We start from the raw sequence: 14,212 nt of genomic DNA, 5'->3' as shown, positions 1-14,212 counted from the left end.
CTCGGCCTCGGCGTGATGGGCTATCCCATGGCCGGCCATCTCGTCGCGCGCGGCCATCGCGTCGCCGTCTATAATCGCAGCGCCGAGAAGGCGGCCCGCTTCGCCGCGCAATTTTCCGGGGCGTCCACGGCGCCGACGCCGCGCGCCGCGGCCGCGGGCGCCGATGTCATCTTCGCCTGCGTCGGCAATGACGACGATCTGCGGCAGGTGACCATCGGGGCCGAGGGCGCCTTTCACGGCATGAAGCCGGGCGCCGTCTTCGTCGACCACACCACCGCCTCCGCCGAGGTCGCGCGCGAATTGCACGCTCGCGCGAAGGAGATGGGCCTCGGCTTCGTCGACGCGCCGATCTCCGGCGGACAGGCCGGCGCCGAGAAAGGCGCGCTCACCGTGATGTGCGGCGGCGAGCCCGAGGCCTTCGCCGAGATCGAGCCGGTCGTCGCCGCCTATGCCCGCGCCTGCCGGCTGATGGGGCCGCCCGGCTCCGGCCAGCTCACCAAAATGGTCAATCAGATTTGTATCGCCGGGCTCGTGCAGGGCCTCGCCGAAGCGCTCGACTTCGCGACCCGCGCGGGACTCGACGGCGCGGCGGTGATCGACCTCATCAAGAATGGCGCGGCGCAATCCTGGCAGATGGAGAACCGTCACGCCACCATGCTCGCCGGCGAGTTCGACTTCGGCTTCGCCGTCGAATGGATGCGCAAAGACCTCGCCATCTGCATGGCCGAGGCGCGCCGCAATGGCGCGAGCCTCCCGGTCACGGCGCTCATCGACCAGTTCTACGCAGAAGTCGAGCGCATGGGCGGCAAGCGCTGGGACACTTCGAGCCTCATCGCGAGGCTGCGCGGCGGCGCGTAGCGTCCGGCGACTCGCCTTCCACGCGACCGGACCGAAGGCGCAGCGGCCTTTGGAAACCCGTTCCGCCGGCAGAAACTCCACCGCGCCGGCGCGCCTCTCCTCCTGCGCGCCTTGAAGGGAAGAGCAGAGCGCCCCTCCCGTCGTTCACCCGAGGAGAACATTCTTTCCAAACCAAGACCCAGTGCTATGTTCGAGTTTGGGCCTGCGAAGGCCCGGCTCGCGCTTCCGCTTGGGGGCGGAGGGCGAATTTGGGAGACCGACAATGAAGTCCAAGATCGTTTCTGGCTCGACCCTCGCCGCAACGGCCATCGCGCTCGCTCTGGCCGGCGGCGTTTCGACGCAGGCCGCAGCCAAGCATTCCAAGCATCAATGCACTATGGAAAAGGGTCACTGCGGCGGCAAGACGAAGTGCATGACCAAGAAGGGCGTCTGCAAGCACCACAAGGCGGGCTGCAGCTCCAAGGGCAAGTGCAAGCACTGAGGCCGCCTCCGATCGATCGCGCCGTCGCGGCGCGGTCGGTTTCGCGGCGAAAGCCGCACGCGGACCGCGACACAAGGAGAGACGACCATGACGCGACCCGCGCCTCTCGGATTCGGCCTCGGCCTGAGACCCATCTATTACGAGGAGATTCTCTCCTCCCGCCCCCCCGTCGAGTGGTTCGAGATCATCTCGGAAAACTACATGACCGGCGGCGGCCGGCCGACCGCCATGCTGGAGCGCGTGCGCGCCGACTATCCGATCGTGATGCATGGCGTCGCCATGTCGCTCGCCTCCACCGACCCGCTGGACCACGACTATCTGCGCGAGTTGAAAGCGCTCGCCGAGCGCATCGAGCCCGCCTGGGTTTCCGATCATCTCGCCTGGACCGGCGTGCATGGGATCAGCCTGCATGATCTGCTGCCGATTCCCTATACGCGCGAATCGCTGGACCATGTCGCCGAGCGCGTGATGCGCGTGCAGGATGTTCTCGGCCGCCGGCTCGTCGTCGAGAACGCTTCGACCTATGTGACCTTTCGCGAATCCGAGATGAGCGAATGGGACTTCCTCGCCGAGCTGACGCGCCGCGCCGACTGCCTGCTGCTGCTCGACGTCAACAATGTCTTCGTCTCGGGCTTCAACCACGGCTTCGACCCGAACGCCTTCATCGACGCCATTCCGGTCGAGCGCGTCGTGCAATTCCATATGGCGGGCCATACCGACAATGGCACGCATCGCATCGACACCCATGACCAGCCGGTCTGCGACGAAGTGTTCGCCCTCTATGAGCGCGCCTGGCGGCGTTTCGGCCCGGTCTCGGCGATGATCGAGCGCGACGATAATTTCCCGCCCTTCGACGAGCTGCTGAGCGAGCTCGCGCGCCTGCGCGAGATCGCGGCCCGGGCCGATGCGGAGGGCAAGAGGAGCGAAGCCGCATGACTCTCGCAGAGCTGCAGGCGCATTTCCAAGCCGGCGTGCTCGCCGGCCATGAGGACGGCGCGAGCATTCTCGAATCGGTGAAGAACTCGCGCCGCGCCGACCGCACCACTTTGTTCGGCGTCTATGTGAGCGCCTATCGGCTGCGCTTCGTCGAATTTCTCGTCGCCGATTATCCGGCGCTGCGGACGCTTCTCGGCGAAGAGGCGTTTCATGCGCTCGCCGACGCCTATATCGACGCCGAGCCCTCGCGCAAGCGCAACGCCCGCTGGTATACGAGCCGGCTTCCGGATTTCATGCGCGGCGCCGAGGGGTGGCGCGACAATGCGCGGGCGATCGATCTCGCGCGGTTCGAGCGGGCGCTGACCGACGCTTTCGACGCGGCGGACGCCGACGCGCTGCGCCTCGACGCGCTCTCCGCCTTCGCGCCGGAAGATTGGCCGAGCCTCGTCTTCGGCTTTCATCCGAGCCTCATTCTGCTGGAGCTCACGGCCGGCGTGACGGCGACCCATGCGGCGGCCGTGGAGGAAGCGGAGCTTCCCGAGCCGAGCGCGGGCGCAGAGCATGTCGCGGTGTGGCGCGCCGATCTCGATTCGGTCTATCGCCAGCTCGAGCCGGACGAGTTTCTGGCGCTGTCGCTCGCGCTCGAGGGCCACGCCTTCGGCGACATCTGCCAGATGGCGAGCTTTCGCGACGAGGTCGAGGCTTCGCCCGAGCGCATCGCGCAATTGCTGACCGGCTGGTTCGAGGAAGGGCTGGTGGCGTCGGCGGGGGTGCGGGAGGAGCGCGGCGAATAGGGCTCGCGCGCGCTTCCGCGCCCTCGCGCGATTGGCCGAATATGCCTTTGCTGCTATGTAGATCGAGGCGACGAACCCCGGAGGGCCGCCATGCCGACGCGTAATGTGGTGTTGACCGATCATCATGAAGAGGTGATCGATCGGCTGGTGAGGTCCGGACGCTACCAGAACGCCAGCGAGATGATGCGCGAGGGCCTGCGGCTGATCGAGCAGCGCGACGCCCGCGAGGCGGCGAAGCTGGAGGCGCTACGCGAGGCGGCCCGCATCGGTTTCACCGATCTCGACGAAGGGCGGTTCGACGCCGTGCCGGGCGCGGAGCTGGAGGATTATATCGGCGGCCTGCCTTATCACATCTGAAATTCGGTCAGGTCGGCGAGCGGCGAATTTTCAGCTTTCCCGCGATCTAATCAGCTGAGAGCGGGGCAGGGCAATCGACGTTTTGTGAGAGGTTAGTTATCTTGAGCAACGCGGATCAAAGGGAGCCATTGAGTTCGTCTCAAACGAAAATCAATGGGAAGCCTCGGCGTTTCAAGAAGCGCGCTTCGGGCGACGGCGCTAAGCTGTTTCATACGCTTTTCTATGAAACACTTATCGATAAAGCAGCGGGATTACGCCGCAGGTTTCCGAATAGCCAAACATTTAAGTTACTATCTATTATCGTCGATAATATAGTATTATTTGCAATGCCTTTTAGCAAAAAGATGATAGACATAGCTGGATTGCCTGTAAATAAAAGGGCGATATTTGTTATATGCGCCGACAGCGATCGAGATACAGCTCGAAATATTAGCGTATTGCTTGAGCTGGAAGGATATAATACATTTTCAGCCTTCAGAAATTCAATATCATCTGAACCGATGCCCGCGCAAACGTACTTTGAAAAGCATTTTTACGAATCGTCAATTATCATAACCATCCTCTCTCATGCATTCAAAAACTCACTATATTGTGATGCTGAAATGAAAGCAGCTATTGGTCAAGCACACGATTCTAAAGTAAAGCTATACCACTTTCTCGTTGAACCACTAGATCCAGGTCAGTTTGGCGTCGAAACAGACTATGCTTCGCTAGTTGGACTTTCATACACCGAGCAAAAGACCGTAATTCTCTCGAAAATTACATCCGAATTAGACGTTAAAAAGCCGCTAGAAAGCATATCTGCTCCATTTACCTTTGGGTGGACCACTTCCTACACAATCGGTGTTGTCCCAGGCTCGGAAAACACGCCTTCGTTTGTTCATTCGGAAAGCAAAAAAGACCACGCGCAACGATTGAATGCCTGTCGCGAGATGGCTGAGCGTTTAACTGCCGATCTAAAGACGCGATCCTACAACGTACGAGAAGGATACCTTCGGACTCTTGAGCGATACCTGTCGGACTTGCCAATGGCGGCAGGGGTTGGCAATTTTATCGTGGCCGATTGCGAGGCGCGCGTCCTACGTGGCATGTTTGAGGCAGATGCAGACATACTGAGTCGAGATTTTGCGGAGCGCCTAAATCGCATTCTTGAGCTCAACACAGCTCTCCGTCCGTACTATGAAGGAGTCGGACGCTTTTACGATGATGTTAAGCGCGGAACACTTTCGGAACCACTACCACGAGATGCCGTAGAAAGTTTCGCTCGCGAAGTCGCGGACCATACTCCAAATGTATTCGAGTCAGATGTTTCAACGGCTCTCTTAGAAGTGCAACACGCGCCAACGCTCGAGATGGTGCCCGGCAAGGCTGACGATGAGTTATCTTCATCTTTACTACCTCGCCCAGATCCTATCGATGCACCTGATCCCGTGAAACTCCACAACTATGGTCAAGCAAGTACGGTAAACGCCATCTATGCGGCATTCCTCAAAGGTAAGGACATCTCCTCCTCTGTAAAGGGGTGGGATGACATCGCCCAATCACTCAGCAGACACGCCGGCCCTGTAATTGAATGGCTAAGGAACTACCTGCCTCCGGCATAAACCATCTCGTCTTCGACCCGCGCATCGTTTTCAATGGGCGCACGACGCCCTTCGGATGTCGGAGGAGCGCACTTACTTATAACGCCGCATAGGGCGTTCAAACGGTGAGTTCACATTGACTCCCCGCCCTGCTCCGCCTAAAAGGCGGGCAATCTCGTCAGAGATGACTTGAACCCGCCTATTCGCCCGCGAGGCGAAGGGCCAACGCCCGGCAGCGCGATGCGCCCCCGGGCGCGATTTGCTTTGGAGACGCGAATGGCGAATAGCGTATAAAACGAGCTTCGGCTCTATTCGCTACTCGCCATTCGCTACTCGCTCCCACCAGGAGACACGCATGTTCGAGGGCCTTTCCGACAAGCTCTCCGGCATATTCGACAAGCTCACGCGACGCGGCGCGCTGACCGAGGCCGATGTCGCCGAGGCCATGCGCGAGGTGCGCCGCGCTCTGCTCGAGGCGGATGTCGCGCTCGATGTCGTGCGCTCCTTCACCGACAAGGTGCAGCAGAAGGCCGTCGGCGCCAATGTGGTGAAGTCGGTCTCGCCCGGCCAGATGGTCGTCAAGATCGTCAATGACGTGATGGTCGAGACTTTGGGCTCGACCGCGCAGCCGATCGATCTCGACGCGCCGGCTCCGGTGCCGATCATGCTGGTCGGCCTGCAGGGCGCCGGCAAGACCACCACCACCGCCAAGATCGCCAAGCGCCTCAAGGAGCGTCACGGCAAGCGCGTGCTGATGGCTTCTCTCGACGTGAAGCGTCCGGCCGCGCAGGAGCAGCTCGCCATTCTCGGCCGCCAGGTCGAAGTCGACACGCTGCCGATCGTGCAGGGCCAGGACCCGGTGAAGATCACCAAGCGCGCCGAGGAGACGGCGCGGCGCGAAGGCTATGACGTGCTGCTGCTCGACACCGCCGGCCGCACCCATATCGACGAGCCGCTGATGGAGGAGATGGCGCAGATCAAGGCCGTCTCCAAGCCGCATGAGATTCTGCTCGTCGTCGATGCGCTGACTGGCCAGGACGCGGTCAATCTCGCCAAGAATTTCGACGATCGCGTCGGCCTCACCGGCATCGTGCTGACGCGCGTCGACGGCGACGGACGCGGCGGCGCGGCGCTCTCCATGCGCGCCGTCACCGGCAAGCCGATCAAGCTGATCGCCACCGGCGAGAAGATGGACGCGCTCGACGAATTCTCGCCGTCGCGCATCGCCAATCGCATTCTCGGCATGGGCGACATCGTCGCGCTGGTCGAGAAGGCCGCCGCCGCCGTCGATCAGGAGCAGGCCGCCCGCGCCGCCGAGCGCATGGCCAAGGGCAAGTTCGATCTGCAGGATCTCGCCGATCAGCTCGCCATGATGGAGAAGGTCGGCGGCTTCGGCGGCATCATGGGCCTGCTCCCCGGCGTCGGGAAGATGAAGGAGCAGATCGCCGCCGCCAATATCGACGACAAGATGTTCAAGCGCCAGCGCGCCATCATCTCGTCGATGACGCCCAAGGAGCGGCGCAATCCCGATATCCTCAAAGCCTCGCGCAAGCGCCGCATCGCCGCGGGCTCCGGCATGAAGGTCGAGGAGATCAACAAGCTGTTGAAGCAGCACCGCCAGATGGCCGACATGATGAAGGCCATGGGCGGCATGAAGCGCGGCGGCATGATGGGCAAGGCCGCGCAGATGATGGGCCTCGGCGGAATGCCGGCGCCGACCCAGGAACAGATGGCCGAATTGCAGAAGAAGATGGGCGGCGCGCCGCCCTCCCCCGGCCCCGGCGGCGGCATTCCCGCCGCGCCGCCGGCTTCCGCATTCTCCTCCAAGCCGACCCTCCCCGGGCTCGGCGGCGGCGGAGGTTTCCTGAGCGGGCTCAATCCGTTCGGGAAGAAGAAATGAGAAAAGTGAGTAGTGAGTGGCGAGTAGTGAACAGCTCCGCCCACTCACTACTCACCACTCACCACTCACTGAAAAAGGAACCGACATGTCCCTGAAGATCAGACTCTCCCGCGGCGGCGCCAAGAAGCGTCCCTTCTATCGCGTCGTCGTCGCCGATGCGCGCTCGCCCCGCGACGGCCGCTTCATCGAGAAGCTCGGCACTTTCGATCCCTTGAAGCCGAAGGACGCCGCCGATCGTCTCGTGCTCGACGCCGAAAAGGCGAAGGAATGGATCGCCAAGGGCGCGCAGCCGACCGACCGTGTCGAGCGCCTGCTCGAGAGCGTCGGCGTCGGCAAGCGCGAGGCGCGCAACAATCCGCAGAAGGCGCAGCCGAAGAAGAAGGCCCAGGAGCGCGCCGCCGCCGCCGCTGCGGCCGCCGAGGCCGCGGCCTCCGCGTGACGACGCCGTCATTGCGAGCGCAGCGAAGCAATCCAGAGCCGCAGCGCGGCGTCTGGACGGCTTCGTCGTGGTCGCGCCTCGCAATGACGCTCGCTTCTGCGCGCGCATGAAGAACGCCGTGCTTCTCGGCCGGCTCGGCGCCGCGCATGGCGTGCGCGGCGAGATTCGCCTGCAGAGCTTCACCGCCGATCCGGCGGCGATCTCGACTTATGGCCCGCTCTTCGACGCGAGCGGCCAGCGCCGCTTCGTCATCGCCTCGCTGCGCTCGCTCGGCAAGGACATGTTCGTCGCGCGCCTGCAAGGGGTGAGCGAGCGCAGCGCCGCCGAAGCGCTGAGAGGCGTCGAGCTCTATGTTCCGCGCGAGGCGCTTCCGGCGCCGGACGAGGACGAATTCTATCTCGCCGATCTCGAAGGCCTCAGAGCCGAGACGCGCGCCGGCGAGACGCTCGGCGTCGTGATCGCGGTGCGCAATTTCGGCGCGGGCGATATTTTGGAGATCGCGCCGCCACAAGGCGGCGAGACCTTGCTCCTCCCCTTCACCAAGGCCGTGGTTCCGATCGTCGATGTCTCCGGCGGACGCGTGCTCGTAGAACCGCCGGAGAGCGAGGACGACGAAGCCGCGTCCTGACGCTGACGTCTTTTTCCGTTCCCCTCGCCATGCGATAATCGCAACCCAAGAGAATCGCACGGATCGCAGGAGACGCCCGTGGAGCTCGTCGCAACGCCGCATAATCCGGTTCCGCCCGGCGGCTCGGTCTTCGCCATTCACGCTTCGGATGGGCGCGCGTTGCGCGTCGCCACCTTCGCGCCCGCTGGCGAGGCGCGCGGCACCATCGCGCTGTTTCCGGGCCGCGCCGAGTTCATCGAGAAATATTTCGAGACAATCGGCGAATTGCTCGGGCGCGGCTATCATGTCGCGACGATGGACTGGCGCGGCCAGGGCGGCTCGGAGCGTGACCTCGCCGATCCGCGCAAGGGCCATATCGACGATTTCGCTCTCTATCAGCGCGACCTCGACGCTTTTATCGGCGAGACGCTGACACTCTCCTGTCCGCGCCCCTGGCATGCGCTCGCCCATTCCATGGGCGCGGCGATCCTGCTCGACCGCGCCCATTCGACGCGCTCGCCGTTCGAGCGACTGATCCTGCTGGCGCCGATGATCGACCTCGAGGGACTGCGCTTCCCCAAAGGCGCGCGCGCGCTCGCCGACACGCTCGACATGTTCGGCCTCGGCGCCATGTTCGTGCCCGGCGGCAATGGAAAATCGCTGTTCGAGGAGCCGTTCGAGGGCAATCGGCTCACCTCCGATCCCTTGCGCTTCCTGCGCAACGCCGAGTCGCTCGCCGCGGCGCCGCATCTCGCCATCGGCGATCCGACGGTCGGCTGGATCAACGCCGCCTTCCGTCTGATGAAGCAATTTTCCGCGCCGGAATATGCGCGCGCCATTCGCGCGCCGGCGCTGCTGTTCTCCTGCGGGCGCGACCGCATCGTCTCCTCGCGCGCGATCGAGCGCTTCGCGCGGAGCCTGCCGGTCGGCAATCTCGTCGCCATCCCCGGCGCGCGTCACGAATTGCTGATGGAGCGCGACGAGTTGCGCGAGCAATTCTGGGCCGCCTTCGACGCTTTCGTTCCGGGCGAATCGGCGCCGGCGGAGACGTGAGCGAGTTGCGAGCCTGAAGGCTCGCGGTCCAGGATGCGCGCCTTGGACCGCGAGCCTTCAGGCTCGCAATTCAGCGAGCGCCAGCCGAGCCGCCTCGATCGCGCCCGCCTCCGCCGCGCGCGACAGCGGGGCGCCCTGCGCGAAGCTCTCGCCCTCGATCGCATAGACAATGCAGACGCGCGGCAAGTCGCCGAGCGCGCGCGCGAGCTCGATCGCCGTCGCGAGACCGAGACCATGGCTCGAGGCGGCAAATTCGCTCTGTGGCAGCGGCGCGCGCGCGACGTCGAAGCGCCGCACGGCGCCGGGCGCAGCGCCCGAGACACAGGCGTCGATGAAGATCGCCAGCTCGGCGCCGTTCATCGCCGCGAGCAGCGCCGTCGTCTCGCCGTCCCGCTCGATGATCTCGACGCGCGGCGGCGCGGCGACCCGCATCAGCGCCGCCGCGCGCCGGCCGACGGCGTCGTCGCCGCAATCGGGATTGCCGACGCCGATGACGACGCGCGTCATCTCACGCGCCTCTCCGTCATCGCGAGCGCAGCGAAGCGATCCAGAGCCGTGGGGCGGCCCCTGGATTGCTTCGTCGCTGCACTCCTCGCAATGACGGCCCTGCGCATGAAGACGCCTATCTCAGCCGCGATCCACGTCGAGCCGCAGAAAATGCGTCGAGCAGGAGATGCAGGGATCGAAATTGCGCACCGTCTGCTCGCAGCGATGGCGCAGCTCCTCTTCCGGCAAATGCAGGAAGCCCGCGACGAGGCTCTGCAGATCCTTCTCGATCATGCTCTGATTCTGCGAGGTCGGCGGCGTGATGACGGCGTCGGCGATCACGCCATCCGCGGCGAGCCGATAGCGATGATGCAACATGCCGCGCGGCGCCTCGGTCGCCGCCGCGCCTTCGCCGGCGCGCGGCTCGATGACGATGAAGGGACGATCCGGCTCCTCATAGCGCGCGATGATGCGCAGCGCTTCATCGAGCGCATAGAGCGTCTCCACCGATCGCACGATGATGCTCTTATAGGGATTGGCGCAGACGGGTCCGAGGCCCGCCTCGCGCGCGGCCTCCTGCGCGAGGGGCGACAGAGCGTCGAAGTTCAGCGCATAGCGCGCCAGCGGACCGACGAGATAGGGCGCGCCGTCGTGACGCATGCGCGCATGCAGCGCCGTCGAGCGCTGCACATGAAATTCCTCGAAATGCGCGTCGAATTGCGATGCGTCGATGTCGAGACCGCGACTGGAGACGATGCGCCCGCGCGTGAACGGATATTCGCCCGGATGACGCAACGAAACGAAAGTGTAATCGCGCTCGCACTCGGGGAAATCGAGGCCTGCGACAAAGCGCACGACCTCGCGCGCGGCATCGCGCGCGCGCTCGAGCTTCTCGACGAGCGTCGCCAGCTCGCGCTTACGCGGCGCGCGATAGAATCCGCCGACGCGGACATTGATCGGGTGGATCTCGCGGCCGCCAACGAGCGTCATGATCTCGTTGCCGACCTTCTTGATCGCGAGGCCGCGCCGCACGACGTCGCCATGATCGCGCGCCATCTCGACGCCGCCGGCATAGCCGAGAAAGTCAGGCGCATGCAGCATATGCACATGCAGCATATGGCTTTCGATCCATTCGCCGCAATAGAGCAGCCGGCGCAGATCGGCGAGCGGACCGCTGACCTCGACTCCGAGCGCAGTCTCGATCGCATGGACCGCGCTCATCTGATAGGCGACCGGGCAGATGCCGCAAATGCGCGCGGTGATGTCGGGCGCCTCGGCGAAGCCGCGTCCGCGCAGCAGCGCCTCGAAGAAGCGCGGCGGCTCGAAGATGTTCAGCGCCGCGCTCTTCACCTCGCCGTCGCGAATGACGATCTCGAGCCCGCCCTCCCCTTCGACGCGGGCGAGCGCGCCGACCTTTATGGTCCTACTTCCCATGGCGCTCGCTCTCCGTGCGGAAGGGCTCGGCATTGGCGTTGAAGCTGCGATAGATGCGCCGCAGATCGCGCTCGTCCATGCCGAGCTGCGCGAGCCTGCCGCTCAGCGACGGCGCGTTCGGCGTCTCCATGGGGCCGAAGCAACCGTAGCAGCCGCGATCATAAGAGGGACAGAGCGCCCCGCAGCCGTCATGGGTGACGGGGCCGAGGCAGGGCGTTCCATGCGCGACCATCACGCAGACATTGCCCTTCAGCTTGCATTGCAGGCAGACGCTATGCGCCGGCGCCGCCGGCTTGCGGCCGATGAGAAAGGCCGAGATCACCTCGATCAGCCGGCCCTTGTCGATCGGGCAACCGCGCAATTCGAAATCGACCTTCACATGATCGGCGATCGGCGTCGATGTCGCGAGCGTATGAATATAATCGGGACGCGCATAGACGATCGACGCATAGTCCTTCACATCGGCGAAATTGCGCAGCGCCTGCACGCCGCCCGATGTCGCGCAGGCGCCGATGGTGACGAGGCTGCGCGAGCGGCACCGCACATCCTGTATGCGCTCCGCGTCATGCGGCGTCGTGATCGATCCTTCGACCAGCGAGACATCGTAATTGCCGCGAATGGGCGCGCGCGTGGCCTCGGGAAAGTAAGCGATGTCGAGCGCCTGCGCCACGGCGAGCAGCTCGTCCTCGCAATCGAGCAGCGTCAGCTGACAGCCGTCGCAGGAGGCGAATTTCCACACCGCGAGCCGCGGCCTGTGCTTTTCCGCGCTCATCGCTCACAATTCCTTCGTCGCCAGCAGGCCACGCAATTGCGCATAGGTGAACACCGGCCCGTCGCGGCAGATGAACACCGGTCCGAACTGGCAATGGCCGCACCAGCCGATCGCGCATTTCATACTGCGCTCCATGGAGAGATGGATGCGCTCCGGCGCCACGCCTCTGTCGCCGAGCGCATCGGCGACGAAGCGCATCATGATCTCCGGCCCGCACAGCATGGCGAGCGCGTTCGGCGCATCGAAAACGGCGCGCGCGATGAGCTTCGTCACCACGCCGACATTGCCGCGCCAATCGCCGCGCGCATGATCGACCGTCGCCTCCACCTCGGCGTCGAGCCGCCCGCGCCATTGCTCGAGCTCGTCGCGAAAGAGGATGTCCTGCGGACTGCGCGCGCCATAGAGCAGAATGACGCGGCCATAATTCTCGCGCTCCGCGAAGAGGCGATAGAGCGCCGGACGCAAAGGCGCGAGGCCGAGTCCGCCGGCGACGACGATGACGTCGCGTCCGCGCGCCTCATCCATCGGCCAGCCGCGGCCGAAGGGGCCGCGCAAGCCGATCGGCTCGCCGACAGAAAGCTCGGTGAGCGCGCGCGACACGGCGCCGACGGCGCGGATCGTATGAACGAGCCGCGACGGATCGGCGGGATCGCCGCTGACGCTGATCGCCGCCTCGCCGACGCCGAAGACGGTGAGCATGTTGAACTGGCCGGGCGCGAAGAAAAACTCTCCGGCGTCGATCTCCAACGTCGCCACATCAACGAGCTCGCGCTGCTTCCTGCGCACATGCGCGACGCGCGGAATCATCGGATCGTGGTCAGCCATGGGCGCCATAGATGTCGATCATCTGCAACCGCGTCGCCTGCAGACGTTCGATCAGCGGCGGCATGAAGCGCTTCATCATCTCATAGCCGAAGCGCGGATCGGCCTCGCTCTTGCGGCGCAGGCAGGCGGCGTCGATGGCGATGGCGCGCGCGTTGTCGAGCGCGCGCGCGTCATAGCTCCAGCGATAGGGCGGCGCCAGCCAGGAGAGGCCGCAAACCTCGCCCGGGCCGAGGGTCTGCAGCGTCACGGCGCCGCGCGCCGGATCGCGCAGCTCCAGCGCCACGCGGCCCTCGCGCAGCAGATAGAACCAATCGGCGCTCTCGCCTTCGCGGAACAGATATTTGCCGGCTTCAAAACGCGCATTCTTGGCGCAGCCGGAAACGAGCGCGACAAGGGACGGCTCCAGGCCGGCGAAGAACGCATGCGCCGCGACGATATGTTCGAGACCCTCGATCATGTCGCGCCTCCTTTCGTCTCGCTCTCGGCGATGGCGCGCGCCTCCTCCGTAATGTCGATGCCGACCGGACACCAGACGATGCAGCGCCCGCAGCCGACGCAGCCGGTCGTGCCGAACTGATCGTGCCAAGTCGAGAGCTTATGCGTCATCCATTGGCGATAGCGCGACTTGCCGCTGCTGCGCACGCTGCCGCCGTGAATATAGGAAAAATCCATGGTGAAGCAGGAGTCCCAGCGCCGCGAGCGCGAGCTTTCGGCGCCGAAGAGATCGCTCGCATCCTCGACCGAGGTGCAGAAGCAGGTCGGACAAACCATGGTGCAATTGGTGCAGGAGAGGCAGCGCGACGCTGCCTCGTCCCAGCGCTCATGCTCGAGATTGCGCGCGAGCAGCGACGCCACATCGGGCTGCATCGAGCGGCCCATATTCGCCGCCGTCTGCGCGACGACGGCCTCCGCCGCGGCGATCTCGCTCGCGCTCGCGTCGCGATGCGCCAGGGCGCCGAGCAGCTCCCCGCCATCCTCGGTTCCGATCTCGACGAGAAAGCGATGATCGTCGCCGATCAGCTCCGTCAGCGCGAGATCATAGCCCGATGTCGCCTTCGGTCCCGTCTTCATCGACACGCAGAAGCAGGCGCCGCCGGCGACGCCGCAATTGACGGCGACGACGAAGATGTTTTCACGCCGCGCGCGATAATGCGGATCGACATGCTCGCCGCCGATCAGCACGCGGTCCTGAATGGCGATGGCGTGCAGCTCGCAGGAGCGCGCGCCGATGAAGGCGTATTTTTCACTTCCTTCGGGCTCAGCCTCGACGCGCAATTCGTCGCCCTCGCGCCGCGCGCGCCACAGGCGCAGCACCGGCGGGTGCAGAAAGCGCTTCCAGGATTGCGGGCCGACGGCATAGCCGAACAGAGCGTCGTCGCCGCGCTGCGTGACGCGATAATGGCCGCCGTCCTGCTCGTCGCCGCAGCCGCGCGGCAGATCGGCGACATCGGCGATCTCGTCATAGACGATCGCTCCGTCGCGCAGGCTCGGCCCGAGCAGAGAATAGCCGCGCGCGCGCAGTGCGCCGAGCAACGCCTGCAGGCCCGTCTCGTCGATGATCGCGGGAACGCGCGCGCCTTCGCCCATGCCCTGCTCCGGAAGCCCGCCGAAATATATCGCCCGCCGCGGCCAGCGTCTCTCATCTCACCGGATTATTGCCGTTTTCCGACAAAGGTCGACGCGGCCC

General features: G+C 64.8%; 16 protein-coding genes. 10 read left to right on the top strand and 6 right to left on the bottom strand.

Annotated features, from left to right (window positions below; translation table 11 throughout):
• The first annotated feature begins 15 nt into the window (after positions 1-15).
• The 10 genes from CQW49_RS20450 to CQW49_RS20410 all read left to right on the top strand — a co-directional run bounded on the left by CQW49_RS20450 (position 16) and on the right by CQW49_RS20410 (position 9,008).
• Entirely contained in the window at positions 16-858 is an 843-nt protein-coding gene (locus CQW49_RS20450) for an NAD(P)-dependent oxidoreductase (RefSeq protein ID WP_040566807.1), read from the top strand.
• A 262-nt stretch (positions 859-1,120) separates the two neighbouring features.
• Positions 1,121-1,339, top strand: coding sequence for a hypothetical protein (locus CQW49_RS20445; protein WP_003611575.1), 219 nt, complete (start codon positions 1,121-1,123; stop codon positions 1,337-1,339).
• A gap of 87 nt (positions 1,340-1,426) precedes the next feature.
• Entirely contained in the window at positions 1,427-2,275 is an 849-nt protein-coding gene (gene bufB, locus CQW49_RS20440) for an MNIO family bufferin maturase (protein ID WP_003611576.1), read from the top strand.
• Positions 2,272-3,069, top strand: a complete 798-nt coding sequence (locus tag CQW49_RS20435; RefSeq protein ID WP_003611577.1) for an HvfC/BufC N-terminal domain-containing protein — start codon at positions 2,272-2,274, stop codon at positions 3,067-3,069. The genes bufB and CQW49_RS20435 overlap by 4 nt, the downstream gene beginning before the upstream one ends.
• Before the next feature lie 90 nt (positions 3,070-3,159).
• Complete coding sequence (locus tag CQW49_RS20430) at positions 3,160-3,426, top strand: type II toxin-antitoxin system ParD family antitoxin (RefSeq protein ID WP_003611578.1); 267 nt, start codon at positions 3,160-3,162, stop codon at positions 3,424-3,426.
• A 101-nt stretch (positions 3,427-3,527) separates the two neighbouring features.
• Positions 3,528-5,030 (top strand): TIR domain-containing protein, encoded by a 1,503-nt coding sequence (locus CQW49_RS24800; RefSeq protein WP_003611579.1) that lies wholly within the window; start codon positions 3,528-3,530, stop codon positions 5,028-5,030.
• Between the two features lie 334 nt (positions 5,031-5,364).
• Positions 5,365-6,909 carry a signal recognition particle protein gene (gene ffh / locus CQW49_RS20425; protein WP_003611580.1) on the top strand — a complete coding sequence of 515 codons (1,545 nt, stop codon included), beginning with the start codon at positions 5,365-5,367 and terminating at the stop codon, positions 6,907-6,909.
• A gap of 85 nt (positions 6,910-6,994) precedes the next feature.
• A complete protein-coding gene (rpsP, locus tag CQW49_RS20420; RefSeq protein WP_003611581.1) occupies positions 6,995-7,348 on the top strand; it encodes a 30S ribosomal protein S16 in 354 nt (117 codons plus the stop codon).
• Between the two features lie 106 nt (positions 7,349-7,454).
• Entirely contained in the window at positions 7,455-7,976 is a 522-nt protein-coding gene (gene rimM, locus CQW49_RS20415) for a ribosome maturation factor RimM (protein WP_024749446.1), read from the top strand.
• Between the two features lie 78 nt (positions 7,977-8,054).
• Complete coding sequence (locus CQW49_RS20410; protein ID WP_003611585.1) at positions 8,055-9,008, top strand: alpha/beta fold hydrolase; 954 nt, start codon at positions 8,055-8,057, stop codon at positions 9,006-9,008.
• A 57-nt stretch (positions 9,009-9,065) separates the two neighbouring features.
• On the opposite strand, the gene CQW49_RS20405 is transcribed toward CQW49_RS20410, so the two are convergent.
• The 6 genes from CQW49_RS20405 to CQW49_RS20380 all read right to left on the bottom strand — a co-directional run bounded on the left by CQW49_RS20405 (position 9,066) and on the right by CQW49_RS20380 (position 14,112).
• Positions 9,066-9,515, bottom strand: a complete 450-nt coding sequence (locus CQW49_RS20405) for a hydrogenase maturation protease (protein WP_003611587.1) — start codon at positions 9,513-9,515, stop codon at positions 9,066-9,068.
• Between the two features lie 120 nt (positions 9,516-9,635).
• A complete protein-coding gene (locus CQW49_RS20400; protein ID WP_003611589.1) occupies positions 9,636-10,928 on the bottom strand; it encodes a Ni/Fe hydrogenase subunit alpha in 1,293 nt (430 codons plus the stop codon).
• On the bottom strand, positions 10,918-11,700 hold the full coding sequence (locus CQW49_RS20395; RefSeq protein WP_003611591.1) for an NADH-quinone oxidoreductase subunit B family protein: 783 nt from the start codon (positions 11,698-11,700) through the stop codon (positions 10,918-10,920). The genes CQW49_RS20400 and CQW49_RS20395 overlap by 11 nt, the downstream gene beginning before the upstream one ends.
• A 3-nt stretch (positions 11,701-11,703) precedes the next feature.
• A complete protein-coding gene (locus CQW49_RS20390) occupies positions 11,704-12,534 on the bottom strand; it encodes an FAD/NAD(P)-binding protein (protein ID WP_193787558.1) in 831 nt (276 codons plus the stop codon).
• On the bottom strand, positions 12,518-12,982 hold the full coding sequence (locus CQW49_RS20385; protein WP_003611596.1) for a cyclic nucleotide-binding domain-containing protein: 465 nt from the start codon (positions 12,980-12,982) through the stop codon (positions 12,518-12,520). Before CQW49_RS20385 ends, CQW49_RS20390 begins: the two co-directional genes overlap by 17 nt.
• Complete coding sequence (locus CQW49_RS20380; RefSeq protein WP_003611598.1) at positions 12,979-14,112, bottom strand: 4Fe-4S dicluster domain-containing protein; 1,134 nt, start codon at positions 14,110-14,112, stop codon at positions 12,979-12,981. Before CQW49_RS20380 ends, CQW49_RS20385 begins: the two co-directional genes overlap by 4 nt.
• Positions 14,113-14,212: the final 100 nt, after the last annotated feature.

Origin of the sequence: Methylosinus trichosporium OB3b, from assembly GCF_002752655.1 — a bacterium.
Lineage (GTDB): Bacteria > Pseudomonadota > Alphaproteobacteria > Rhizobiales > Beijerinckiaceae > Methylosinus > Methylosinus trichosporium.
Note: the sequence above shows the minus strand (reverse complement) of the source record. Positions and strands in the feature narration are given on the sequence as shown.

Excerpts from the sequence above, each read along its gene's own strand:
- CQW49_RS20445 (WP_003611575.1), top strand. The coding sequence starts at position 1,121 with ATGAAGTCCAAGATCGTTTCTGGCTCGACCCTCGCCGCAACGGCCATC.
- rimM (WP_024749446.1), top strand. The coding sequence starts at position 7,455 with ATGAAGAACGCCGTGCTTCTCGGCCGGCTCGGCGCCGCGCATGGCGTG.
- CQW49_RS20435 (WP_003611577.1), top strand. The coding sequence starts at position 2,272 with ATGACTCTCGCAGAGCTGCAGGCGCATTTCCAAGCCGGCGTGCTCGCC.
- CQW49_RS20400 (WP_003611589.1), bottom strand. The coding sequence starts at position 10,928 with ATGGGAAGTAGGACCATAAAGGTCGGCGCGCTCGCCCGCGTCGAAGGG.
- CQW49_RS20395 (WP_003611591.1), bottom strand. The coding sequence starts at position 11,700 with ATGAGCGCGGAAAAGCACAGGCCGCGGCTCGCGGTGTGGAAATTCGCC.
- CQW49_RS20380 (WP_003611598.1), bottom strand. The coding sequence starts at position 14,112 with ATGGGCGAAGGCGCGCGCGTTCCCGCGATCATCGACGAGACGGGCCTG.
- CQW49_RS20430 (WP_003611578.1), top strand. The coding sequence starts at position 3,160 with ATGCCGACGCGTAATGTGGTGTTGACCGATCATCATGAAGAGGTGATC.
- ffh (WP_003611580.1), top strand. The coding sequence starts at position 5,365 with ATGTTCGAGGGCCTTTCCGACAAGCTCTCCGGCATATTCGACAAGCTC.
- CQW49_RS20385 (WP_003611596.1), bottom strand. The coding sequence starts at position 12,982 with ATGATCGAGGGTCTCGAACATATCGTCGCGGCGCATGCGTTCTTCGCC.
- CQW49_RS20405 (WP_003611587.1), bottom strand. The coding sequence starts at position 9,515 with ATGACGCGCGTCGTCATCGGCGTCGGCAATCCCGATTGCGGCGACGAC.
- bufB (WP_003611576.1), top strand. The coding sequence starts at position 1,427 with ATGACGCGACCCGCGCCTCTCGGATTCGGCCTCGGCCTGAGACCCATC.
- rpsP (WP_003611581.1), top strand. The coding sequence starts at position 6,995 with ATGTCCCTGAAGATCAGACTCTCCCGCGGCGGCGCCAAGAAGCGTCCC.
- CQW49_RS20450 (WP_040566807.1), top strand. The coding sequence starts at position 16 with ATGGGCTATCCCATGGCCGGCCATCTCGTCGCGCGCGGCCATCGCGTC.
- CQW49_RS20390 (WP_193787558.1), bottom strand. The coding sequence starts at position 12,534 with ATGGCGCCCATGGCTGACCACGATCCGATGATTCCGCGCGTCGCGCAT.